We start from the raw sequence: 24,121 nt of genomic DNA, 5'->3' as shown, positions 1-24,121 counted from the left end.
CCTATCTCCAATATCTATTATATTATTTTTCTTCGATGAGCCATGTTCTTAATAACTTAGCAGTCTCTTGTGGATGTTCACGGACAGCGTTAATAACACTGTCCAGAAGTTCATTAGAGGCTCTTTCTTCCATAGATAATTCCATTCCAGCCTGTTCTGCCTCAGCTTGTCTAAGAGCGGCTTCTCGCATAAGAGCTTGTTGACGCAATCGCTCTTCTTCTTTTTGTCTACGTCTAATTTCCAAATGAGTTGCTAATATTCTATACAAAATAATTAATATTATTAATCCAACTAAACTAAACATAGACATCAAAATAATTCTATTAATTAAAACTCTACGACGAACAACTCCATCTTCTAAAGCAAATTGAGCAGTTCTATCAAACTTTAACGCTCTAACTACGACTTGATCTAAACGAGCAGCATTAAATCCTACAGAACCTTGCACCAATTCTTGATAAGATCTAAGTTCTTTCGTATCTATAGGAGTATACTCTCGTGTAATACTTCCGTTAGATATGATTTCTTCACCGTTAGGTTTTCTATTGATACTCCATGTCCCATCAATAGCAACAGATATACTGATTCTTTTGATAAGATACGGAGCTTTTTTTTCCAAGGATTCTTGAGTTCCTGTTGTTACATTTCTTGTTGTTTGATTTTTTTCGTATTGATTAAATCTATCGATTTTGTCTTTTAATCCAGGAGGAACATTGTCATCAACACCTGCTGGACCTTCAGGAATATAAGAAGGTCCTCTGTAATTCTCTTCAACCCTATCTTCACTAACAAGCACTTCTAAAACTGTTTCACTATCATCGTAAGGAGTAACAGGATTATCAGGTTTAATAACGGTAGGTATTAATTCTTTTTTAGTTGATGTTCTTGTATTCCAATCAAATTCTATATCAGCAGAGACTAGATATCTATCTCTAGGCAAAGAAATACTTAAAGCATCAACAACACGAGCTGTATACCGAGCTCTTTCTCTTTCCATAATACGCAGTTGTTCTCTAGCTATTCTAACTTGTTCATCACCGTCATTAGGAACAAGCATATCTGATAATACATTACCCTTATTATCTACTACCACAACATCATCTTTTTTTAATTCTGGAATCCCATATGCAACCAAATTAACAATACCTTGAATTTTAGCTTTATTATTAGCAATATCAGAATAGGGTGCTGGTGTAATAACAATAGAGGCTGTAACAGGAGTTTGAGAATCAGAATATAGCTTTTTATCAGGAAAAGAAACCTGTATACTAACATCTTCCACATCACCTAGTGTCTTGATATGTTTTGTCATTTCACCAATAATAGCACGACGAAGATTTATATCTCTTTCAAAATCTGTAGTAGTAAAACGTTGTACATCAAAAAGCTCCCAACCACGCACATTTTGAGGTATAATACCTGCCTGACCTAAAGTCATACGAATATTTTTAGCTGTTTCAGGATCTTTAACCAAAATATACTGATCTTGCTTGGTATCAAATTGTACTTGTTGTTCTTGTAAGGCCATTGTTACTCTAGCGTAGTCATCTGGCGATAATGGCGATTTGTATAATAGTGCGGCATTCCCTACTCGTGTAGATAAAAAAACTATGAAAAAACCACTTAAAACTACAAGAAACAAACTACCTGCCATAAAAATTTTATATTGTAGAGATAATTGTACAAATTTCTCTTTAATTTTTAATAACAAAGTATTCCAATTTGGCATCATTCCCTCTATTTATTATTTTTGATTTATTTTTGACTAATATATTACAGAAATATTCCGATAAATAAGAAGAGAGAAATTCTTCTTTATTCTAATCTATTCAAACGATTGTATCTTAAAGACACAATCGTAAAACATTTTGTTTATAATGCACACTTATAACACATCATTTATTAGCGAATATTCATTATCTCACTATAAGCTCTTGTTGCTCTTTCTGTAACAGATTTTAACATCCCTACAGACAAACGAGCTTTTTCTGTGGCAATTAAAATATCAGACACATTTACAGAATCTGGTCTTGTAATTGCCGCTTGTTGTAATTGATCAGCATCATTTTGATTAGCGTTAATGTTATTAACAACATTAAAAAACACTTCAGCAAAACTTTGTTCTACATCACCTGACATAGCTTTGTTTTGATTCTTATTAATATGCCTTGAATCCAGTTGATTCATCTGTAATGTCGTTTGATTCACGGATGATGTTCCTATTTTCACGAGAGCCTCCTCAAAGTATGTAGTCTACATATATATTATAAAGTCAAATAATATTTTTTAGCAAATTATAGACAGCTATAAATTTTATTATTCACCTCTGTTTCGAAATAAAAACACCCCCTAAATTTAGAAGGTGTTTGTCTTGTTATTTATTTTGATTCTTATTAATCTTATATTAATAGTTTTATTATTTCAATCCTGAGTAGATTTAGCATCATAAAAATATACCTTTATGACTTTGAAAAAACTCTTATTTTAAATAGTTAAAGTTGTTAAAAACGGCAGATGTTTATATTTTGGTATTCTTTTATTTTAAGAGGCCAAATAATAGATTGTTACAATAAATATTATTTTTTTTATATAAATCACGAACAACACCTTCTAACTTGAATCCTAGATTTTTCATTATTTTTGCAGAGCCTATATTTTGTTCAAAACAATCACCTGTTAATTTTCTAGCCTTTAACACTTCAAAAGCATAATACACCAAAAATTCTCCTACAATCGTCCCCAAGCCTTGTCCCCAAAAAGGTTCATCTATCGTATAGCCTATAGTATAATTATTCGATGAATAAGCAATAGCGTCTATTCCACAATACCCTACTACCCTGTCATCTTTTTTTATAACAAAGAGATGCGTATTAGGTAATCTCTGTTCTTTTAATTGATCTTGAATTTTATGAATTTTGGGTAAAAAATAATCTTCCAAATGTTCTTTAGGACAAGGTGCAAAAAATAGATACTCACATACTTTGGTATTAGATAAGATCTCTATAATATCAGCCAAATTATCCGACTTCATATAAGTGAAAAACAAATTTTTGTATTCTTTGCTATCGCTATGATCTATCATCTTTATGATCCTTAATTAAAAAACTATCTAATATAAATATTAGATAGTTTTTTATGTTTTTTAATAATTAGTAATAACTATTATTGTCCTAATCTTAAAGCTCTTTCAAACATTTGTTTAGAAGAATCAATCATACTAACATTAGCTTCATAAGACCTATTTGCAGAGATCATATTTACCATTTCTTTGACAATATTAACATTAGGATATGCTACATAACCAGCCCATTTCCCATTAGTAATCGCATCTGGATGTGTTGGATCGTTCACCATTCTAGCCGGTGACTCGTCTTTTTCTATAGAATTAACTTTCACACCGCCACCCATAGCTGGTTGAAGAGCATCAGGTACATGAGGGCTTTTGAATACAGGCACGCCAGCTCTTGGTGTTAAAATAATTCTTGACCGTTGATAAGGACCACCTTCTGTCGTGCGTGTTGAATTAGCATTAGCTATATTGTTTGCAATAACATCAATGTTCATGCGTTGAGCACTAAGCCCTGTCGCTCCGATATTCATACTGGTAAATAAACCCATACTAGCCTCTTACTTTGTTTTTTTATTTTTTATATTATTATTATCTCATCGCTATATCAAGTAATTTAATATTTCTACTATATAATTCCATCATGAGATTATATTGCATGGTATTAGTAGCTGCTTGTGCCGATTCTACATCGATATCAACATTATTTCCGTCATTACGATAAGATGTATCATACTCTACACTGATACGAGGTTGAACTTTGGTAAAATCAATTTTTTTATTGAAGTCAATATGCCTAGCATCAGTTTTATATGTGGCAAGGCGTGGTGGTGTCTCAGATGCAACAGCACGACGAATTTGAGATTCAAAACTAAGCTCTGCTCTTTTATAGCCTGGGGTATCCACATTAGCGATATTATTAGCAATTAGTTGTCTTCTAAGAGTAGAAGCTTGAATACCTTGCTCTAGCATAGCTGAGGTACGACCGAAACCTGATGAGGTATTTCCAAAAATCATAGAAATTCTCCCTAATAATACAAAAACTCTTTCTCTATTATTTTCGGAATAAAAAAAAATTACTTTATAGTTTTTATAAAAAATATTTTGTTATATCATATTATAATAACTATAACGCTCTATTATTGCATTAATTTGTATAAAAGTGTATGCTAAGTATTATTACAAGTAATAATACTTAGCTTAAGAGAAAAATAAGGAGATAAAATGAAATCAATATTATTATTATTAATGACAACTATCGTAAGTTTTGCCCATGCTAATACAACTTTTTTTGAGCAAGTTCAGGGTAAAACAATTGTAGGACAATCCATAGAAGATATTACTACTCAATACGAATTTTCTGCAGATGGAAAATTAGTTATTCTTAAAAAAAATACAGGCTACAAACATACTTTTGTTAAAATGATAGGTGATATTGCTGTATATGAAGGTAATCGTGGAGGGAAAGTTCATTATGATGCTTTTCAAATAAACGATGGTGGAATTCTTCTTACTAGTAGTGATCAAATAGGTGGTATTAAATTAAAACCTAATACTCCTGAACAAATAGCCTTAGAATTAACTAAAAAAGGCTTAAATTTTACATTCCAACAAAAATAACAAAATAACAAGATATTTTAGTATCTTAAGCTAGATATTTATTTTATATTAAAGATGAAAATCAAAAAACACCCTCATACAATAATAGTATGGGGTTTTTTATATAATGGTATCCATTGATTAAAATACTAAATCAATTTATAATAAATAAATATTAACATTGTGGGAGGAATATATGAATGATTTTTTAGTAAAAAAAGACTATCTTCACGAACTCACTCCTTTATCAAAAGAAAATTTTTCTTATGGTGATAAAGGAAATAATGTTAAAAGAATACAAGAGCTATTGTATTTATGGCAATTAGACACCAACATCGATATTGATACCATCATAATAGATGGTATTTGGGGAGATCACACACAAAAGATTGTACTAGCGCTACAACCTGAATTTAATGTCAAAGCTGATGGTATTATTACTAATCAATTATTTCTCGATATGCTTGCTCCAATGAAAGAAGCTTTTTCTTTGGAATCCTTTAATAAAAAATCTCTAAGAGATAAAATTGTTTTTTTTGCTAAAAAACATCTTCAATATAGATCCTGTGAAATTAACCAACTAAATCAAGGCCCATGGGTACGATCTTACATGGGTGGTCATGATGGTGAAGAGTGGTATTGGTGTCAAGGTTTTGTCTGTACTATATTAGATCAAGCTTTTAGCACAATAAATCAAAAATTTACAAATCACTATGCTAATACATTTATTTGTGAAGAGTTCCATCAAGGTGCAAAAGATGCTAACTTGTGTTTTTCTTACAATGATATATTAAACAAAAAAACATCAATTGAAGCCGGTGATATAGGATTAGTAATATCTCCAACTAAAAATAGAGCTACCCATGTATTTATTATAGTAGATATCTTAGATGCTGAAAAGCAAATTGTTCAAACTATTGAAGGTAATACTAATTTTGGTGGTAGTCGTAATGGGACAGGAGTATTTATGAGAATTCGCTCATTTTCTGATACTATAGAATTAGTTAAGTGTATTACAGAATAAAAAAAGGACAGTATAATGAGTGATATCAAAAATTCATGGTTTAAATCTTGCGAAGACGGAAAAACCAAAGATGTGAAATATCTGATAGAAGATGGGACTAATATCAATGCCAAAACAGAAGATGATAACAGTACAGGCTTGATATTAGCTTCAGAAAAAGGGCATATTGAAATAGTCAAAATACTCATAAACGCTGAGGCTGATATTAGTGCCAAAGATATCGACGGTAATTCTGCCTTAATGTGGGCTTCTAGTGAGGGACATATAGATGTTGTAAGGGCTCTTCTCAAAGCTAAAGCTAGAATTAATAGTCCAAACAATACTGGAGAGACGGCTTTAATGTTGGCTGCATTTAATGGACACATAGAAGTAGCCAAAGCCCTCCTTATTGCTGGAGCTGATATCCATGCTACCAACAATAATAATGAAACAGTACTAATGTTTGCTGCTTTTAATGGATACACAGACATGGCAAAATATCTTATAAAATCAGGTGTTGATGTTCAATTAAAAGATGACGATAGTAAAACAGCCTTAGAGTGGGCAACTTCTAATGGACACGTCGAAATCATAGGTATACTCATAGAAGCCGGTGCTGAAAAATAACTATTTTAACAAATATCGCTACAATAATCTGTATTATTTAATAATACAGATAGAATGATTTAGTAAAATATGTTATACTAAAAAAAACAAGAGGGTCTTATGAGTGTTTTATTTTCTCCTATAATTATTAATAATTTAGCATTAAAAAATCGTATTGTGATGTCTCCTATGTGTCTAGGCATGTCTGATAATCAAGGTTTTGTAAAAGAATTCCACCATATACATTATGGTGCAAGAGCCATAGGTCAAGTAGGACTTATTATTATAGAAGCCACAAGTGTTTCTCCAGAAGGCCGTATAACAGATGCAGATCTTGGAATATGGAATAATCTACATCTTGCAGGACTCAAAGAATTGTGCGAAACCATCAAACAACAAGGTTCTAAAGCTGGAATACAGATAGCTCATGCAGGACGAAAAAGTAATATTCCTCATACTGCTATGAGTTGTAGTAATGTCGTTGTTGATCAACGCTATTCTATTCCTATAGAAATGACTCTCGAAGATATCGCTACCGTACAAGATCAGTTTATTAGTAGTGTGAAAAGAGCTATTGAGGCAGGATTCGATGTAATCGAAATTCATGCAGCCCATGGATATCTAATACATCAATTTTTATCACCTATAACAAATAATAGAAAAGATAATTACGGCGATTCTCCAGAAAATAGAGCTCGTTTTTTAAAAGAAATTCTTACTCGTATTAGAGAATTTTATAAAGGTGTATTATTTGTTCGTATATCGGCTACTGATTATAAAAAAGAAGGATTGCAAGTTACTGATTATATACAATTATTTAAAGATATTGATAGTATAGATTTTGTTGATGTTAGCTCTGGTGGTATTATTGATGATCTGAATATCAAAATATATCCTGGCTATCAAGTACCTTTATCTAAAATGTTAAAGAAGCATATTTCTATTCCTGTAGGAGCAGTAGGAATAATAAAAAAAGCTAAACAAGCTGAAAAAATACTACAACAAAACAAAGCTGATCTTATATTCCTTGGTCGTGCTCTAAATAAAAATCCAAATTGGGCTATTCAAGCAGCTCATGATCTCAAAGAAGCTATTGATCTTCCAAAAGCTTATAAAACAAGTTTTTAGATAAAATTTGCTCTTTTCATTTCAGTTTTGATACAGTAATAGTCGACAATATAAATGAAAGACGTTCCGGTAGTGAGTTAGGCTAAAGCCTTTCAAAGCAACAAAAAAACCCCTATTATTAGGGGTATTTTTGTTTTGTATAATATTATTTTTTATATATAAATTCTAGGAACTCTTTCATTAATAGATGTCAACATTTCATAAGAAATACTACCTATTTGTGTTGCTAATTGTTCTGCATTTAATAATGCGTCATTACCCATAATCAAAACATCTGTTTCTATAGGAATAAGTTCCTCTCCTGTATCTATAATCATCATATCCATACAGATATTTCCAATAACAGGAAAATATTGTGTGCCTACTTTGACATGAGCTTTGTTTGATAAAGATCTCGGATAACCATCTCCGTATCCTATAGGTAATAAGGCTATATTCGTATCTTTAGTGGCTACCCATGTTCCATTATAAGATACAGATTCTCCTTTAGTAATTTTTTGAGAATAAACTACTTTTGATTTAAAATTAAGAATGGGGATCAATCCCAAATCTTGATCCAAAGAATAACCATAAGCCCCTATTCCTATCCTAACCATATTATAATGCGATTCTATATGATTAATTGTTGCCGCCGTATTTGCTATATGAATAATAACATCACTATCTAAAAAATCACTAATTTCGTCAATAGCTATTTTGAACATTTCTATTTGTTCTTTTGTTTTTTGAATAGCTAGTTCTGTTTTTTCATCAGCATAAGCAAAATGTGATCCTATTCCAGTAATACTAATTGATGGATTATTTAACAAAGGTTCTAATTGTTGTTTAATGGCTACTGTCGAAAAACCAACTCTATTCATTCCTGTATTAATTTTTATATGTATAGATAAAGGATATTTGTATTGTAATGAAAAATTTTTTATATCTTCCAAATAATCTAAATGTGTTAACATAGGAGTAAGTTTGTATTGAAAAATAAACTTTAACTCTTGTTTGATAAAAGGTGATAATACTAAAATAGGTATCGTTATTCCACCACGACGAAGAATAATTCCTTCATCGACTCTAGCTACAGCAAGCATATCTACCTTGTTATCCTGTGCTAATATTGCTATTGGTAATAATCCATGACCATAAGCATTGGCCTTCACAGCGAGACATAATTTTTTAGAACCAATTTTTTGACGAAAAATATTTAAATTAGAAATGAATGCTTTAGAATTTATTTCAGCTCGAGTTGCTTTGAGAAACATCTTATCCTCATTATAAAATTATTATTTGATAACAGAAGATCCTTCTAAAATACTAGAAATTAACCATAATGGTATACAGACAAAAAATATTATTCGCCAAGAATATTTAATTTGTTGGTAATCTTTTTGTTTGTAGGCTTTAGAAAGAAATTTTACTTGTGAACAGTAAATAATCATTAAACTTGTCTCAAATATCGAATGAGGAAATACTAAACTAATAAAAGTTAATATCGTTGATTTATACATAGCTAAGATAATTCCAAAAGCAACACCATTCAGTACAATAAAAAAAGAAACACTTTCTATATATTTTAATCCACAAATCAAAATCAAAATCATTGTCCCTAAATTAACTAACAACAAGCTAGGAGTTGTTAGTGGAATTAGAGATAAGAAGTATACAAAGATATTTTGTATACTTTGTATAGAATCAGTAGGAATAGTAATAGAAAATAAAATAGCACAAATAATTGCAAAAATATACTCTCTAATACTTTGTAAATATTTATTTGTCATCTTTTTTATTTAATGAATTCAATTCTCCCATAAAAGCATTGACTAAAACAAGATTTTTATATACTGTTAATTCATATTGAAGTTTATTTAATGTTTCTACCAAGCGTTGATTATTAGGTTCTTGAGCTTTTTTAAGCAATAAAGAGGTTACTTCTTTATTATAAGATGGGATGCTTACTACAGCTGTATCCAGCACTTCTGGTTGTTTCAACAATAAAACATACATTTCTATCATTATTGTATAAAAATTTTCATAATCTAAAGTATCTTTAAATCCAGCATCGTTTAATTTCATTGCAAAATCTTGATCTTCAAACAAATATTGATAAAATTTTCGATTATATTCTACAGTAGTTACTTTTGAAGTATTAGCTTGTTGTTTGAACTCTTCCGATTTTCTTAAAATATTTGGCATCAATTTAATAATTACTTCCATTCTTGGTCTATCCAATTCAAGAATAATTTGTTGAACTGGTGTTTGATCTATTTTTTTAGGAGAACAAGCTGTTACTAATAATAATAATATAATACTAAATTTTTTCATAAATACCTCTTAAAATCCTGTTCTTTTAAATTCTTTGTCAAAAAATCCTCTACTCATAGGAACAACAATAGGTCTTCCATGGGGACAGGATTGAGGATTTTCACAATTTTTCCATTCTTCGAGTAATACTTGAATCTCATCGCAAGAAAGTGTATCACCAGAACGAGCAGATCCCTTACAAGCAATCATTTTACAAAGAGAATCCCAACGGTGAGAATCTTGGATAGAGAGATCTTCTACAAACAATTCTCTTAATACTGTTTCTGCATTTCCTACACTGAGAACATTAGGAATTCCCTCTACAGAAAAACTAGATTCACTAATTTGTGATATTTGAAATCCTAATTGAATTAATTTGTATTCTATCTTTTCAAAAATTACAGCTTCATGTGTGGCCACTTCAAAAATAATAGGAATAATATATTGGCTAGGAATAGTTTTGTTATATTGATTTAATATATTTTCATAGCGTATTCTTTCATGTAAGGCATGAAAATCTATTAAATATAAAAAATTTTGATATTCAAAAATAAGAAAAGTATTAAAAATAGTACCCACATAACGAGCTGATATTATAATATCATAAGCGTTCATTTCTTTTTTTTCAAATAACTCTTGTATTTGATCACTGTGCAAAGGAGAATTAATTCTATCTTTAGAAGTAGTATGTGATATATTATTTTTTGAAGAATATAGTGGAGTAGATCCAAAATAATTTGAAGACATATTCTTATTAGAAGAATATTGCACGATAGATTTTGATCTCTCTTGTGTGATTTCTTCTTGCTGAGAAGCATCTAAAACAAAATCCGACTTCTCTACACCTCTTCGTATTGCTCGTCTTACTATATCTGCAACGAGTTTTTCATTATCAAAACGAATTTCTTTTTTTTGTGGATGTACATTAAAATCAATTAACTCTGTATTAATTTCTATATAACAAAATACTGCAGGAAATTTTGATGGTGGAAGAAGATTGTTATAAGCAATATTTATTTGTTGACGAAAAGCCATCCATTCTATAACGCGTCCATTAACAAATAAGTATTGATAACTTCTTGTTGCTTTATACCAAGAAGGATGCGATAGAAATCCATAAACTTTAATTCCTTTTTCTTCATAAATAAATGCTTGTAACACATCTTTTAATTCTGGAAACAAATCTACTATTCTATCATATAAATCAAGACTCGTATTAAGCTGATATTTTTTTTCACCATTATGGGACAACTCAAAAGATGTTTGAGGTTTTGCCAAAGCTTTTTTGATCATCTCTTGAATAATTGCTCTATATTCAGAAGTATCTGTACTTAAAAATTTTAAACGAGCTGGAACATTTTGAAAAAAATTTGTGATCGAAATTTTAGTTCCTTGATTCATTCCTTTAGGAGATAACAAACCCCTTTTTCCAAAAGTAATTGTTAATTCTGACCCAAAATCCTTTTCTTGTTCACGAGAAGCTATCGTTAATTGAGCTATTTCAGCCAAACTAGCCAAAGCTTCTCCTCGAAACCCAAATGTTTTTAATCGAACAAGATCATCAAAATTGTGTATTTTACTAGTAGCATGATTAAGATATGCTTTTTGTAAATCATCTTCTGACATTCCAAGTCCATTATCTTGTACAGAAATAAATTCTTTTCCACCTTGCTCTACTTCTATAGATATCCATGTTGCTTCTGCATCAATAGCGTTATCCAGTAATTCACGAACAGCGGAAGCAGGCTTTTCAATGACCTCTCCCGCTGCGATTTTCATAGCTGTTGCCGAATCTAAAATAGTAATTTTAGACGACATTATTTTACTCTAATAATATTGTTTTGTTTTGTAATCAAACTATATCGTATTAATCCTATACCAATAATAAACATTGGAACAGAGTATATCATACCCGCTGTCAACCATTCTCCAAACAAAAATCCTATTTGAGAATCTGGTTCTCTGAAAAATTCTGTAAAAATACGAGAACAACTATAAGAAATCAAAAATGATCCTGTGAGAAATCCTCTGTATTTAGCAGCAGGGACTTTGTAATATAAGAACATTTGAATAATAAGAGTCATTATACCTTCCAAAAACATATGATATAATTGAGAAGGGTGACGCGGAATTTGTACAAATGTTTGACCACCTATAATAAATTCTGTAACATTTTTTTCTAAGATCATTTTGGTAGAATCAATAATAGTTTGTACTTGTTCTATAGGTAGTAACGCTCCACCTGTATGACCTAACTCTTGTCTTCTAGGAAATAACATTCGCCAAGCAACATCAGTAGGACGCCCATAAAGTTCACCATTAATAAAGTTTCCAAAACGACCACTAGCAAGACCAAAAGGAACTGATGTTAACACAATATCAGACAAATCTAATAAAGTAAAATCTCGTCTTCGATTGCGGAACAAGTACATACCTAGCATTGCACCAAGATAAGTCCCCATAAAAGCACCATGAAAACTCATGCCACCTTCCCAAGGTCTAAAAATAGCTAATGGATCTTCTAAAAAATAATATCTAGGATTATAAAGAAAAACATAGCCCAAACGACCGCCCAAAATTAATCCTAACATCATATAAAATAATTGATCACTTAACAATTCGATAGAATCTGTTAATTTATTACTTTTTGAAATAAACAAACGATCTTTTGAGATTTCATACTTAGTCCACCCAAAGAAAAACATAAAACCAATAATATACATAAGGCTATACCAACGAATACTTATGGGACCTATACTGAAAAGTTCTACGGGAATAGCTGGATGTATTAACATATTAACCTCTTTATATTTTTTACAAATAAATTTTTATAAAATTTCTTCTGCGTCTATAAATCCTCTTTCTACATTTACTCGTACGATACGAATAGTTATAGGCATTCCTATTTTATAAATTTTTGTTTTTGATCTATTATACGCGATCAACTCTTCTTCATTAAAATTAATATATTCTTTCATATCAGAATAACGTATCATTGCTTCTACACCAGAAGTTGGATCTTCTACAAAAAGTCCAAAATTAGCTATAGAGCTAACTGTTCCTTTAATAGTTTCTCCTTCAAAAGGTTTCATATAACGAACAGACTTGATTTTACATAGATCTCTTTCAGCTTCCATTGCTATTCGTTCTTGAGCAGAAATATGAGTAGCAATGTTATCTAATTCTTCTTTTGTATAAGGTATTTTATCAAATTCATTTTTAAACAAATAATATTTAATTAAACGATGAACAACAAGATCGGCATACCGCCTAATAGGAGAAGTAAAATGAGCATACAAAGTGAAGCCCAATCCAAAATGCCCTATATTTTCTTGCTGATAAACAGCTTGAGCCATAGAACGCAAGGTGAGTATTTCACCACTCATTTGCACTGGAGAATCAACCAATGAGTCTATAAATAATTGAAGATCTTTTGGTTTAGGAACATCAGGTAATTTATAGCCTCTTTTACCTGCAAAATTTTTAAGTTTTTGATATTTTTCAACAGGTGGTAAATCATGAACTCTATACAAACCAGGACCATTTTTTGTTAAGAATTCTCCTGTAGCTTGATTGGCTGCTAGCATAAATTCTTCAATAAGACGCTCTGAATCAAGTCTATCTTTTTGATAAATTTTCGTAGGCAACTGATTGTCATCAAGAATGATCTTTTTTTCTTTAAAATTAAAATCAACACTACCATTTTTCATTCTTCTTGTATGCAGAATTCGAAATAATTGACTCATCAAATCAATATTTTTAACTAAAGTTTCATCTTTATCAGGACTACCCTTCATCATTTCTTCAACTCTATCATAAGTCATACGATAATTTGTTTTAATAATAGAAGGAGTAAATCTATATTTTTTAACATTACCTTGATTGTCAAAGTTGATAAAAACAGACATAGCTTTTTTTTCTACATTCGGATTTAAACTACATAGATCATTGGATAACATTTGTGGAAGCATCGGTGTTACTTTATTAATAAAATAATAACTATTAGCTCTACTCAATGCTTCTTTGTCAAGTGCTGTATGCTGAGGAACATAATGTGACACATCAGCAATATGCACGCCTAATTCCCAACCACCAAAAAATGATTTAGAAATACTGACAGCATCATCCAAATCTTTAGAATCTGCACCATCAATAGTAACAACAAACAAATCTCTAAGGTCTTGCCTATGTTTTTCTATAGAATGTTGATTATTCCAAATTTCATTATGAACTTCACGCTCAATATCGGCATTAAAATCATTAGGCAATTGAAATTTTTCTTTTATTAAAGCCAAATCTTCTTCAGCGTTATCTGTATAACGAACAATAGGCCTATCATCTTTACGTTCAAAAGTTTTACCTTTAGAACTACTTGTTCGCGGTAATGTTTTTGTTCCTATCGCTATAATACGATGAGTCTTAGCATCAACAGATACATTGCCTTGATCTTGTAATTGTTGAATAATAGTTTTAATATCTTTTTTTTGTTTCGGTGTTTCTATATCAAATTTTTTGTAAATGATAGCAAAACTTACATTTCTTTTTTTATTAATGTACTCTAATATATCTTGATCTCTCAAAAAATTTCCCCTTGATTTGGTATAAATATAAAGTTAGCATAGAATATTCTATGCTAACTTTATATTATTTACTGTAAATTCATCATATTTTCTTCATTTTGTTTACTAGAATTTTTTTTGATATAAACCCCATAGTCTTTTCTTAGTCTCTCTATAAATTTAACTAATTCCAAATCATTCCAAACAATACTGTATTGATTAGCTATTTTTTCTCTAAATTGACTTTGAACAAGTGTATATCTACTAGTAAGTATAGCTTGCTTAATATTCTCTTTAGATTCTTCTAATGTTGCATAAACAGGAGTTCCATTTTGTGCATAAGATAAGATTTGTTTGTTTTCAGGATTATTATAGAATTCTTTTATTTCTGAATCAGTAACATTCGTCGAAATATCTTTAAAGACCTCAACAGACATAATTTGATAAACATTTTCTAATTTCATAGAATCTAGATTTGATTTTAACATATCTTTATATTCTTTAGAGTTTTTCAAACTATCACTATAACCTTTAAACATAATCGCTAGCTGCTGAGCTATTGATGACACTGGCTGTTGTTGTTGAGAAACAGAAAGTATTTGTAATATTATAGCTGGTGTATAATCTTGAGTAGATTTACCTACTAGAATTTCAAAAATAGGAGCAAGTTGTGTTGCTGTATAACTTTTACCCCAAACCTTAAGGAGTTTTTGATTTTCCTTAATATCAGTTACAGCTATTTCTTTTTTATTAAAAGTGTAAATATCTGGAGTTTCTGGATTAACTGTGTAAAGATATTCAAAATTATCCATAATATAATTTGCTTCTATTGCCGCTAATGAAACCATGCCGCCATCTTTTTCTAATTCTGAAACTTTCTTTTTTTGTACAGAAGTATGAATGAAAACAATATAACTACCATCATTCGCTATAACAATTTCAGGATACAAACCTTTTGCTTTTTTTGTAAAGACTGTTTCATCTAATGATTTGAACTGACCTTTTTGAATACTACCAAGATATCCACCTGTTTGAGCACCTAAAGGTTCTTGAGAATATTTTTCAGCCATAACAGGAATATCTTCCAAAATAGTTTCACTATTTTTTAATTCTTCTAAAAGAGAAATCATTGATATACCATCAACCTCTTCTCCGATCTGTAAAGGATCTCCATTTGTAAACATAATACGAGAGACTTCAGCTATTTCAACACTTTGTCTTTGTAGTTCTTTTTGTACTATTTTTTGACCTTTTTGATACGCCAACTGATAAGGAAGTATTTTTTTTTGTTGCTCTATATTCTCTTGATATTCGGCACTATCAATAAAATTAGAAATTTTCATAGATTCTAATGTTAGAATTTCAGGTTCTACTAAACGACTATGCGCTACTAATTTTAGGGTATCTTGATTCCCTAAAAAATTTTCCATATCTTGCTCAGATACTTGTGGATAAAGACTTCTTATATCTTTTAACAATTGACCAGATGTTATTTTTTTAGTTTTCCCACCAATTTGATAAGTTACTAAAGTATTGTTGTTTCCACATGAAACAGCGAATATCAATAAAGTTAATACTCCAAAATATTTAAACATAATTCCTCCATCATATATTTATATGTATTACAAATATATATATTATATCATAAATATAATAACATATATATTTATAAATTTCAAATTTTAAATAAAAAAAATCATATTCATATATTATAATACCAAGAATTACTATATAAATTTGCAAAAAAATTAAAAAAAACATATACTATGATTAAAGAAAACTATCTTAATAGGATGTTATTTCATATGATAAAACTTTCACTTTATGATTTTGATAAAACTATCTACAAAAAAGATACAGGGATAGTGGTACTAAAGTATTTATTTAAAAAACATCCTAAGACTCTCTTACAAATACCAAAAATTGTATTATCATTTACATTTTATTTTCTAAAAATCATTCCTACACATAGATTAAAAGAAATATTTTTTTCTCCTATATCTATACTCACAAAAGAAGAGTGGGAAACTTTTATTACTGATTTTTGGGCTATAGAAAAAAATAATTTATTCCCTAATACTTGCGAACAAATAGAACAAGATAAAAAAAACGGTTATATTATTGGTATTCTATCTGCATCAGCTGAAATTATGCTATATCCTATTATGGATATAATCTCCATAGATTTTTTAATTGGAACTATTTTTAGTACTACAGAAAGCACTGTTACCAGCACTATTATTGGTAAAAATTGTAAAAATGAAGAAAAAGTATCTCGTTTGTACAAATATATAGAAGCACATTATCCAAATCAAAAATATACGATAGACAAAATGTACTCAGATTCTTTACATGATCTTCCTTTATTCAACATAGCTCAACAACAATTTACTGTAGAAGCTAATGGGACTATCAGACCAGGTTTACCAAACCCTAATAATCATTTATAAAAATTATACATAAAGAGGATATAATATGAGTCAAAACACATATTCCGCAGCTTCAATTATTGCACTAGATTTCCCTGACAATGTCAGAATGCGTCCAGATATGTATATTGGAGATCGTAGTATTGAAGGCTATCACCATTGTGCATATGAAATTATAGACAACTCTGTTGATGAACACCTTGCTGATCATGCTCAAAATATTACTGTAACATTATACCCTGAAAGTATTTTAGAAGTCAGCGATGATGGTAGAGGTATTCCTATAGACATGCATGTTGGTGAAGGGATTCTCGCTATTGAACTCGTAATGACCAAATTGCATGCTGGTGGTAAATTTGATAGCGATTCTTATCAAGTTTCTGGTGGATTACATGGAGTCGGACTCTCTGTTGTAAATGCTCTTTCTGAATTTATGGAAGTAGATGTTTATAAAAATAAAAAAATCTATAGAATTCGTTATGAAAAAGGTGTAAAAACCGTTGATCTTCATGAAGTAGGTCAAACTACTAAACAAGGGACTACTATTCGATTTAGATTAGATTCTACGATTTTTCATGATGTTGATCATTATAATCCAGACATACTTATTGCTCGATTAAAACAAAGTGCTTTTCTAAATCCTGGTTTGAGAGTTATTTTTGAAAATCAACTACATAGAACAGAAGATGCTGTTGAAGAAATATCTAGACATGAATTTTTTTATGAATTTGGTGCTTTAGAATTTTTAAAAGATGACATAAACAAAGATATTCCTGTATTATTTGAAGACCCTATTAGAATCACTGGTGAGCATCAAGGTGTTATCATGGACATCGTTTTTCAATATAGAACATCCAATGATGACCCCTTATTATTAAGCTATGTAAATACTATTCATACCAAAAGTCATGGACTTCATGTTGATGGTTTTTGGGCTGCTTACGAAAAACTAATGAAATCATTTGCAGAACGTCTCAAAATGGATAAAAAAGGAACATTAATTACTAAAAGAAGTTTGTCAATCGGATTAACTTGTATCATTAATACCCGTATTCCTAATGCAGAATTCAAAGGGCAGACAAAAGACAAACTTACCGAACCAACAAAAACAAATGCTACTATTAGATCATTAACTGAAAATGCTTTAGCAAACTTTTTTGAAAAAAATAAAGATATTACAACCTTAATTTTGGAAAAAACTGTTCGTGAAATGGAAGCTATTGAATCTGCTCAACGCACTTTAGAGAATTCTAGATCTGGAAAACTAAAAAGAAAAGAAGCACTAACAATGTTGGCTGGAAAACTTGCTGATTGTACTAGTAAAGATCCTGCAAAAAAAGAACTTTTTATTGTTGAGGGAGATTCTGCTGGTGGTTCTGCCAAACAAGGGAGAAATCGTGAAATTCAAGCAATTTTACCAGTTCGTGGTAAAATTCTCAATGTTGCAAAAAAACAAGATGCCCTAAAAAATGAAATTATTCGTATGATCTTTGCAGCATTAGGGGTCAATCCTGTCTTAAGACAAAGTGATGAGTATTTAGAAAAATTAAGATATCATAAGGTTATTATTATGACGGATGCTGATGTAGACGGTTCACATATTCAAATTCTTTTGTTAACATTCTTTTATCGTTTTATACCGGCATTAATTCAAGAAGGCTATCTCTACATTGCACAACCTCCTCTTTATAAAATATCTGCTGGTAAAGACTTTGTTTATGCCTTTTCAGATGGAGAAAAAGATGAATATGTCAAAAGTGATCGTTTTGCAAATAAAAAATATGATATCCAACGCTACAAAGGTCTTGGAGAAATGGATGCAGATCAACTTTGGGATACAACAATGGATCCTAGTGTAAGAAAGCTTCGCAGAGTACAAATTCAAGATGAACTTCTTACCAAAGCTAAAATTGAACTTTTGATGAGTGAAAGTGGAAATCCTATAGAAAAAAAAGAATTTATTCTTTCTAATGCAGATTTCGTTACTAATATTGATGATATTGGATAATTCTTTAATAACAAATAAAAAGCCACCTAATAATATTAGGTGGCTTTTTGAATATATTTTTACTTATCTACCTTTTTTGTTAAACTGAAATATTATTATCCTGTCTTTGGATATAACTATGATAAATATATATATATATACTAAATCAAATATTGCTCTATAGAGTTTCAATTCTATTATAATAGGAGTGGTATATTTTTTAAAAATTATAAAAATTAATTTTATATTACTACTTGATATACTTTTCTTTTAGATTCACATCTATAGTAAAGCGAGGTAAAGGCCAATATCTAAATAATACTCGTCCATAAATACGCTGTTTTGGAACATAACCAAAATAACGACTATCTTCACTAAAATCTCTATTATCACCCATCATAAAATAATAATCATCTTTAGGAATCCATGCTGTTAGCTCTTTGGTATGCTGAGATAATTTACCATCTTGTAAAATAGTAGCAACACCTGATTCTCTTTGAATCAGCATTCTTAAGAGATATTTTTCATAATTATTTAGATTATTAATAATTATTTCTTTATTTTTTTGAGGTATAATAATAGGTGGAAATCCTTGTACTAAAAGAGATCTTAGTAATAATTCAAAATTATTATCTTCATAAAATTCCATAGAGTTATTTTCTGAATCAAAAGAATTCGAAACATGTTGTACTATTCTATCAAAAGACTTTGTTTTTTCTTCAAAGAGATTATAATTCATACGACCTTGACGCTTACCACTACTGTAAACAATTTGATTTTGAGTAGTGAATTCAGATCCACTAAGTAGCTGTTCATTGAAGTATAATTGTTTGTTAGTCATCGCTAAAACATCACCAGGACCAGCAACTAGTCTCTTTACCAAAATTTTAGGATTTTGAAAAGTATTATCTTTATTAATAATAGATAAGGACAAAAAGGTAATAAGCTCATCAAAAAATCCTGGACTTTTCCATTCAGGAGAAACAAAAACTACCATATTATTTACATTAGCTTGTGAAAAACTAGGTATTTTTTTATTTAAAACAGGAATATAAGTACCTAAACTTATTTTTTCTACCATAAGAGTATCCCCAACTAATAAGCTAGGAACCATGGACTGAGAAGGTATTTGAGATGCCTCTATAAGAAAAGTTCTTATAACTAAAGCCAATAGATAAGTAGAAAAAAATAATTTAACTTGATCTAAAAATGTTTCTGGTTTTTTATTTTTTTTCTGAGGTTTTTTATTAAACATATCTTCTCACTTAAATTTATTTTATTTTATTTTATTTTTTGAAACAAAACATTAGCATAAGCTTGTATTGTTAATAAATTTGTTTGTTCTGTTGTTTTTCCACGGATAGTTATATTTTCTATATCCATTTGTACATATTTCGCTATATTTTGTCTAATTGCTAAAGCATATGAAGATATTTTGGGTTTATCACAAATAACAACAATATCTATATTAACAATACGATAACTATCTATTATACTTTGAAAAGCATAGTACAAAAATTCATTACTAGATCGATTAAGATTTTCAGGTTCAGTATTAGGAAATTCAACCCCTATATCTTTACCAATAACGCTAAACAACGCATCTGTTAATGCGTGAAAAACCACATCTCCATCAGAATGTGCCCCATCTATTATGAATTCACAAGGGATTTTTATCCCACCACATATTACAGATGATTTTTCGGCTCTCTTTAAACGATGAAGATCATACCCTAAAGCAACTCTGTACATTAAATCGAATCGGTAAAAATAATTCTTCCAGCAGAAGTTTGTAAAGTACTAGTCACACGAGCTGTGATTTTTCGTCCCACTAAATTACCACCATTGGCAACAACAACCATAGTACCATCAGCTAAGTACCCTACCCCTTGATTGTTTTCTTTACCTTCACGAAGTACATCTAATTCAAATTCTTCACCAGGTAACAGAACTGGTATCAAAGCAGTAATTAAATCATTAAGATTTAACACAGTAACTCCTTCAATATTAGCTACTTTGTTTAGATTATAATCATTAGTAAAAATAGCATAAGATTTTTCTTTTGCTAGTATGATTAATTTTGAATCTACTCCCTTTATATCAGGATAATCGCGTGAAATCACTTTTAATATAATATTTTTTTGTTCTCGTAATTGATTCAGTACATCTAAGCCCCTTCTAGCTCTACTACGCTTAATAGAATCTTGAGAATCTGCAAGTGCTTGTATTTCGTTCAAAACAAATTTAGGGACTACTAATGTTCCATAGATAAATCCAGTAGCAACAATATCATTAATTCTACCATCAATAATAACACTAGTATCTAACAACTTAATATCTAACGGTGATTGTGTTGCTGAGCTTTCGTTATAAGGACCTTGAAGAATCCCTCCAGGCTGTTGTACAGACATCAATGGCATATAATACCCTAAATACCCAAAACAAGCTATCAAATACGGTTCCAAGTTTATAGGTAATTCATGAGGATAAACCATTTGAATGAAACGCCAAGCAAGCTGCCCTGAGAAAAATCCTGTTATGAATCCTATTTGGGCAAAAATATAAACGCCTCTTTTTTCGTAAAAAATATGCTCCATTAATAATGTAGAAAAAATAGTAATTAATGAAGCCACGATAACCCAAGGACTCTGAATACCATAAATATAATCAACAGTACCAGCTAATATAAAAACAAACATTGCAAAGCGATGTCTATGCCAAATTTTGTTCATAACATCCTCCTTATAAAATATATATATATATGTGTTTATATTCTATCATAAATTTTATATAAAAACAATCATTTTTAATACGATATATTGTATTAAATTCTATTATATTTTATAGTAATATCATGTAACCATTTTTTAGTAGAGCTATCAGGTAATGTTTTCATTCTCCAGTTCCAATTATTACCGATTGTAGAAGGAGTATTAATACGAGCTTCCTCTCCCAATAATAATAAATCTTGTATAGGAACAATAGCCGTATTAGCTTTTGTACTCCACGCCATCTCTATAAAATTTTTCACAAAAGTATCTGAGGATATAGCATCATATGTAAATCGTTTTGATACATTTTGTACGTCATTTTGATTGTTTATATCCAAAGACCAACCTAGTGTAGTATTGTTATCATGAGTCCCTGTGTAAACTACTTTGTTCTCTGTGATGTTTTCAGGTTTGTAGGGATTATCACTATGGTCATCAAAAGCAAAGTGTAAAACACTCATACCTGGAAAATTTGTATGACTCATCAACTCTTCTACAGCTGGTGTTATAATACCTAAATCTTCTGCAATAATAGGTAATTCACCCATCTGTTCTTTTAATAAATCAAACAATTCTTTCCCTGGTGCTTTGATCCATTCTCCATTAATAGCGGTTTTTTCACCTTGAGGAATCGCCCAGTAAGATTCAAAAGCTCTAAAATGGTCAATTCTTAAAACATCAAATAATTCTAATGATCTGACTATTCTAGTAATCCACCAACTGAAATCATCCTTTTTAATTGTTTCCCAATCATAGAGAGGATTACCCCATAATTGACCCGTTTCACTAAAATAATCTGGTGGAACACCTGCTACTGATATCTCATGTCCTTGATCATCTAAAAGAAAATATTCCGGATTCACCCAAATATCAACAGAATCACCGGATACAAAAATAGGTAAATCCCCAATAATTAATATATTATGAGCATTAGCATATTTTTTTAAGTCAAACCATTGTTGATAAAATTTTATTTGTAAAAAAACATGAAATCTTCCTTCTTCATTAAGATACTCACTGGAATCTTCTAATAGCATTGATTTTATTGAATTATTATCCCAATCTCTTCTTGATTGACCTTGATAAGTTGCTTTCAAAGACATAAAAATACCAAAATCTTGTAACCATGGAAATTGTATATAGGCTTCTTCTTCCTGTTCTTTTGTAAATAAAGAATTTCGAAACGCTTTTTTTAATATCTTATATTTACAATTTTCGATATTGTTATAATTAATATATTGTGGATCTCCCCAATCAATATCAATATCTTCTTGATCTAACAAAGATTCTTGTTTTAATAATTCTAAATCAATAAAAAAAGGATTTCCAGCAAAAGAAGAAAAGCTTTGATAAGGGGAGTTTCCATAAGAAGTAATTCCTATTGGTAATACTTGCCAGTAAGTTTGTTTTGTTTCTACAAGCAAATCAACAAAATCATAAGCACCTTTACCCATAGTTCCAATACCTTCCATATTAGATAAGGAAAAAATAGGACATAAAATCCCCGAAGATCTTTTGTCCACAAACATATCATCCTCCATTTAAAGTTTTAATTATAATTTCAACTATTTTTATAGTTACTAATTAAATTAAATTAAAACAAATGTTTTAACAAAATAAATTAAAAAGGATTGACAACTTGTATTAAAAATGATATAATATATTTCAATAAGCAGGGGTGCCCGAGCGGCCAAAGGGAGCAGACTGTAAATCTGCCGGCTTCGCCTTCGAAGGTTCGAATCCTTCTCCCTGCAATTTTCCCAGAATCCATGGCAGTAATGCTGTGGGTTCATTTTTTTTAAATATTAATATCTTTTTTGTTTAATAATACTGATACTAAAAAAACCTAGCTTACGCTAGGTTTTTTTTTAATATACAATTTTTTATTCTTATCTTAAATTAGAAACAATTTAAAACATTCTAAACACAGTATATATTTTTACTCTTGATTCTTCTTTGATACATATTTTACTAAAACAAGAGTTATATAAAAAGATAATACTATTGAATTTATTTTAAATATCGTTTATTATAGATTATATGATAAATTTTATCTTTTAATATTTTCATATATTTTTTGAGGAGAGTTATATGATAGATAGCCATTTACAACATCATATTAAAAATATTTTAAAAAATAAAGTAAAATTATTAACAAGTATAGGTGTTACCGCTAATCAAATTACTATCTTAGGATTGTGTTTAGGATTAGGAGTGGCTTTTGCTATTCTCAATAATAATAATACCTTAGCTATAATATTACTATTATTATCAGGATATTGTGATATTTTAGACGGGCTATTGGCACGAGCACAGGGTGGTGGATCTTCTTTGGGAACATTAATGGATATTACTTTTGATAGACTTGTCGAAGTTTCTATTGTTCTCGCACTAGGTTTTACTTATCCAAACGGAATGCCTGTGATGATGCTCTTATTAGCATCTATCGTTATTTGTATATCTGTTTTTTTAGTTGTAGGTATTATTATTCAAAAAGAAAGCTACAAATCATTTTTCTATGCCCCTGGTCTTATGGAAAGAACAGAAGCGTTTATTTTATTTCTTTTATTAATTGTTTTTCCTCAGTGGATTATAATTATTGGGACAATCGGATCATTATTAATTTTTGCAACAGGCGTTCAACGCTTTATATTAACAATAAAATACTTAGATTAAGGAT

The 24,121-nt window shown here is 29.9% G+C and carries 23 protein-coding genes and 1 tRNA gene; 8 read left to right on the top strand and 16 right to left on the bottom strand.

Going from position 1 to position 24,121, the window contains the following annotated elements; translation table 11 throughout:
* Positions 1 to 22: 22 nt before the first annotated feature.
* The 5 genes from fliF to flgB form a co-directional block, all read right to left on the bottom strand.
* On the bottom strand, positions 23 to 1,729 hold the full coding sequence (gene fliF, locus KFW21_03965; GenBank protein ID MDK2818590.1) for a flagellar M-ring protein FliF: 1,707 nt from the start codon (positions 1,727 to 1,729) through the stop codon (positions 23 to 25).
* A gap of 173 nt (positions 1,730 to 1,902) precedes the next feature.
* Positions 1,903 to 2,229 carry a flagellar hook-basal body complex protein FliE gene (gene fliE / locus KFW21_03960; GenBank protein MDK2818589.1) on the bottom strand — a complete coding sequence of 109 codons (327 nt, stop codon included), beginning with the start codon at positions 2,227 to 2,229 and terminating at the stop codon, positions 1,903 to 1,905.
* 307 nt (positions 2,230 to 2,536) lie between these two features.
* Positions 2,537 to 3,082 (bottom strand): GNAT family N-acetyltransferase, encoded by a 546-nt coding sequence (locus tag KFW21_03955; GenBank protein ID MDK2818588.1) that lies wholly within the window; start codon positions 3,080 to 3,082, stop codon positions 2,537 to 2,539.
* An 80-nt stretch (positions 3,083 to 3,162) separates the two neighbouring features.
* Complete coding sequence (flgC, locus tag KFW21_03950) at positions 3,163 to 3,618, bottom strand: flagellar basal body rod protein FlgC (protein MDK2818587.1); 456 nt, start codon at positions 3,616 to 3,618, stop codon at positions 3,163 to 3,165.
* Between the two features lie 40 nt (positions 3,619 to 3,658).
* The gene (flgB, locus tag KFW21_03945) at positions 3,659 to 4,084 is read right to left on the bottom strand and encodes a flagellar basal body rod protein FlgB (protein ID MDK2818586.1); all 426 of its coding nucleotides are present in this window, start codon (positions 4,082 to 4,084) and stop codon (positions 3,659 to 3,661) included.
* A 207-nt stretch (positions 4,085 to 4,291) separates the two neighbouring features.
* On the opposite strand from flgB, the gene KFW21_03940 reads away from it, so the two are divergent.
* The 4 genes from KFW21_03940 (at position 4,292) to namA (ending at position 7,403) form a co-directional block, all read left to right on the top strand.
* Entirely contained in the window at positions 4,292 to 4,687 is a 396-nt protein-coding gene (locus KFW21_03940; protein MDK2818585.1) for a hypothetical protein, read from the top strand.
* Between the two features lie 175 nt (positions 4,688 to 4,862).
* Entirely contained in the window at positions 4,863 to 5,690 is an 828-nt protein-coding gene (locus KFW21_03935) for a hypothetical protein (protein MDK2818584.1), read from the top strand.
* 15 nt (positions 5,691 to 5,705) lie between these two features.
* Complete coding sequence (locus tag KFW21_03930; protein MDK2818583.1) at positions 5,706 to 6,296, top strand: ankyrin repeat domain-containing protein; 591 nt, start codon at positions 5,706 to 5,708, stop codon at positions 6,294 to 6,296.
* A gap of 99 nt (positions 6,297 to 6,395) precedes the next feature.
* Positions 6,396 to 7,403 carry an NADPH dehydrogenase NamA gene (gene namA, locus KFW21_03925; GenBank protein MDK2818582.1) on the top strand — a complete coding sequence of 336 codons (1,008 nt, stop codon included), beginning with the start codon at positions 6,396 to 6,398 and terminating at the stop codon, positions 7,401 to 7,403.
* A gap of 152 nt (positions 7,404 to 7,555) precedes the next feature.
* On the opposite strand, the gene alr is transcribed toward namA, so the two are convergent.
* From alr to KFW21_03890, 7 genes are all read right to left on the bottom strand, one after another.
* A complete protein-coding gene (gene alr, locus KFW21_03920; protein ID MDK2818581.1) occupies positions 7,556 to 8,656 on the bottom strand; it encodes an alanine racemase in 1,101 nt (366 codons plus the stop codon).
* Positions 8,657 to 8,677: 21 nt separating this feature from the next.
* A complete protein-coding gene (locus tag KFW21_03915; protein MDK2818580.1) occupies positions 8,678 to 9,172 on the bottom strand; it encodes a stage II sporulation protein M in 495 nt (164 codons plus the stop codon).
* On the bottom strand, positions 9,162 to 9,716 hold the full coding sequence (locus KFW21_03910; GenBank protein ID MDK2818579.1) for a hypothetical protein: 555 nt from the start codon (positions 9,714 to 9,716) through the stop codon (positions 9,162 to 9,164). The genes KFW21_03915 and KFW21_03910 overlap by 11 nt, the downstream gene beginning before the upstream one ends.
* A 9-nt stretch (positions 9,717 to 9,725) precedes the next feature.
* On the bottom strand, positions 9,726 to 11,513 hold the full coding sequence (gene mutL / locus KFW21_03905; protein MDK2818578.1) for a DNA mismatch repair endonuclease MutL: 1,788 nt from the start codon (positions 11,511 to 11,513) through the stop codon (positions 9,726 to 9,728).
* Entirely contained in the window at positions 11,513 to 12,490 is a 978-nt protein-coding gene (locus tag KFW21_03900; GenBank protein MDK2818577.1) for a prolipoprotein diacylglyceryl transferase, read from the bottom strand. The genes mutL and KFW21_03900 overlap by 1 nt, the downstream gene beginning before the upstream one ends.
* A 33-nt stretch (positions 12,491 to 12,523) precedes the next feature.
* On the bottom strand, positions 12,524 to 14,275 hold the full coding sequence (locus KFW21_03895; protein ID MDK2818576.1) for a VacB/RNase II family 3'-5' exoribonuclease: 1,752 nt from the start codon (positions 14,273 to 14,275) through the stop codon (positions 12,524 to 12,526).
* Positions 14,276 to 14,343: 68 nt separating this feature from the next.
* The gene (locus KFW21_03890) at positions 14,344 to 15,849 is read right to left on the bottom strand and encodes a peptidylprolyl isomerase (protein ID MDK2818575.1); all 1,506 of its coding nucleotides are present in this window, start codon (positions 15,847 to 15,849) and stop codon (positions 14,344 to 14,346) included.
* Positions 15,850 to 16,059: 210 nt separating this feature from the next.
* Between KFW21_03890 and KFW21_03885 the strand changes: the two genes are divergently transcribed.
* Together KFW21_03885 and KFW21_03880 are read left to right on the top strand one after the other, a co-directional pair.
* The gene (locus KFW21_03885) at positions 16,060 to 16,704 is read left to right on the top strand and encodes an HAD-IB family phosphatase (protein ID MDK2818574.1); all 645 of its coding nucleotides are present in this window, start codon (positions 16,060 to 16,062) and stop codon (positions 16,702 to 16,704) included.
* A gap of 25 nt (positions 16,705 to 16,729) precedes the next feature.
* Positions 16,730 to 18,691: a DNA topoisomerase IV subunit B gene (locus KFW21_03880; GenBank protein ID MDK2818573.1), complete on the top strand. Its 1,962-nt coding sequence runs from the start codon at positions 16,730 to 16,732 to the stop codon at positions 18,689 to 18,691.
* 229 nt (positions 18,692 to 18,920) lie between these two features.
* Here the strand turns inward: KFW21_03880 and lepB are convergent, their stop codons facing one another.
* The 4 genes from lepB to malQ all read right to left on the bottom strand — a co-directional run bounded on the left by lepB (position 18,921) and on the right by malQ (position 22,970).
* Entirely contained in the window at positions 18,921 to 19,925 is a 1,005-nt protein-coding gene (lepB, locus tag KFW21_03875) for a signal peptidase I (protein ID MDK2818572.1), read from the bottom strand.
* 26 nt (positions 19,926 to 19,951) lie between these two features.
* Complete coding sequence (gene ispF, locus KFW21_03870; GenBank protein MDK2818571.1) at positions 19,952 to 20,422, bottom strand: 2-C-methyl-D-erythritol 2,4-cyclodiphosphate synthase; 471 nt, start codon at positions 20,420 to 20,422, stop codon at positions 19,952 to 19,954.
* Positions 20,422 to 21,402, bottom strand: coding sequence for a hypothetical protein (locus KFW21_03865; GenBank protein ID MDK2818570.1), 981 nt, complete (start codon positions 21,400 to 21,402; stop codon positions 20,422 to 20,424). The genes ispF and KFW21_03865 overlap by 1 nt, the downstream gene beginning before the upstream one ends.
* A 92-nt stretch (positions 21,403 to 21,494) precedes the next feature.
* Positions 21,495 to 22,970: a 4-alpha-glucanotransferase gene (gene malQ / locus KFW21_03860; GenBank protein MDK2818569.1), complete on the bottom strand. Its 1,476-nt coding sequence runs from the start codon at positions 22,968 to 22,970 to the stop codon at positions 21,495 to 21,497.
* A 143-nt stretch (positions 22,971 to 23,113) separates the two neighbouring features.
* On the opposite strand from malQ, the gene KFW21_03855 reads away from it, so the two are divergent.
* Positions 23,114 to 23,195, top strand: a tRNA-Tyr gene (locus tag KFW21_03855).
* Between the two features lie 337 nt (positions 23,196 to 23,532).
* Positions 23,533 to 24,117 carry a CDP-alcohol phosphatidyltransferase family protein gene (locus tag KFW21_03850; protein ID MDK2818568.1) on the top strand — a complete coding sequence of 195 codons (585 nt, stop codon included), beginning with the start codon at positions 23,533 to 23,535 and terminating at the stop codon, positions 24,115 to 24,117.
* The last annotated feature ends 4 nt before the right edge of the window (positions 24,118 to 24,121 follow it).

It is taken from the genome of Spirochaetota bacterium, assembly GCA_030154445.1.
Classification (GTDB): Bacteria; Spirochaetota; Brevinematia; order Brevinematales; family Brevinemataceae; genus Brevinema_A.
Note: the sequence above shows the minus strand (reverse complement) of the source record. Positions and strands in the feature narration are given on the sequence as shown.

Coding starts and splice junctions, on each gene's coding strand:
- fliF (MDK2818590.1), bottom strand. CDS start 1,729: ATGCCAAATTGGAATACTTTGTTATTAAAAATTAAAGAGAAATTTGTA.
- KFW21_03955 (MDK2818588.1), bottom strand. CDS start 3,082: ATGATAGATCATAGCGATAGCAAAGAATACAAAAATTTGTTTTTCACT.
- flgC (MDK2818587.1), bottom strand. CDS start 3,618: ATGGGTTTATTTACCAGTATGAATATCGGAGCGACAGGGCTTAGTGCT.
- flgB (MDK2818586.1), bottom strand. CDS start 4,084: ATGATTTTTGGAAATACCTCATCAGGTTTCGGTCGTACCTCAGCTATG.
- KFW21_03940 (MDK2818585.1), top strand. CDS start 4,292: ATGAAATCAATATTATTATTATTAATGACAACTATCGTAAGTTTTGCC.
- KFW21_03935 (MDK2818584.1), top strand. CDS start 4,863: ATGAATGATTTTTTAGTAAAAAAAGACTATCTTCACGAACTCACTCCT.
- KFW21_03930 (MDK2818583.1), top strand. CDS start 5,706: ATGAGTGATATCAAAAATTCATGGTTTAAATCTTGCGAAGACGGAAAA.
- namA (MDK2818582.1), top strand. CDS start 6,396: ATGAGTGTTTTATTTTCTCCTATAATTATTAATAATTTAGCATTAAAA.
- alr (MDK2818581.1), bottom strand. CDS start 8,656: ATGTTTCTCAAAGCAACTCGAGCTGAAATAAATTCTAAAGCATTCATT.
- KFW21_03915 (MDK2818580.1), bottom strand. CDS start 9,172: ATGACAAATAAATATTTACAAAGTATTAGAGAGTATATTTTTGCAATT.
- KFW21_03910 (MDK2818579.1), bottom strand. CDS start 9,716: ATGAAAAAATTTAGTATTATATTATTATTATTAGTAACAGCTTGTTCT.
- mutL (MDK2818578.1), bottom strand. CDS start 11,513: ATGTCGTCTAAAATTACTATTTTAGATTCGGCAACAGCTATGAAAATC.
- KFW21_03900 (MDK2818577.1), bottom strand. CDS start 12,490: ATGTTAATACATCCAGCTATTCCCGTAGAACTTTTCAGTATAGGTCCC.
- KFW21_03890 (MDK2818575.1), bottom strand. CDS start 15,849: ATGTTTAAATATTTTGGAGTATTAACTTTATTGATATTCGCTGTTTCA.
- KFW21_03885 (MDK2818574.1), top strand. CDS start 16,060: ATGATAAAACTTTCACTTTATGATTTTGATAAAACTATCTACAAAAAA.
- KFW21_03880 (MDK2818573.1), top strand. CDS start 16,730: ATGAGTCAAAACACATATTCCGCAGCTTCAATTATTGCACTAGATTTC.
- lepB (MDK2818572.1), bottom strand. CDS start 19,925: ATGTTTAATAAAAAACCTCAGAAAAAAAATAAAAAACCAGAAACATTT.
- ispF (MDK2818571.1), bottom strand. CDS start 20,422: ATGTACAGAGTTGCTTTAGGGTATGATCTTCATCGTTTAAAGAGAGCC.
- KFW21_03865 (MDK2818570.1), bottom strand. CDS start 21,402: ATGAACAAAATTTGGCATAGACATCGCTTTGCAATGTTTGTTTTTATA.
- malQ (MDK2818569.1), bottom strand. CDS start 22,970: ATGTTTGTGGACAAAAGATCTTCGGGGATTTTATGTCCTATTTTTTCC.
- KFW21_03850 (MDK2818568.1), top strand. CDS start 23,533: ATGATAGATAGCCATTTACAACATCATATTAAAAATATTTTAAAAAAT.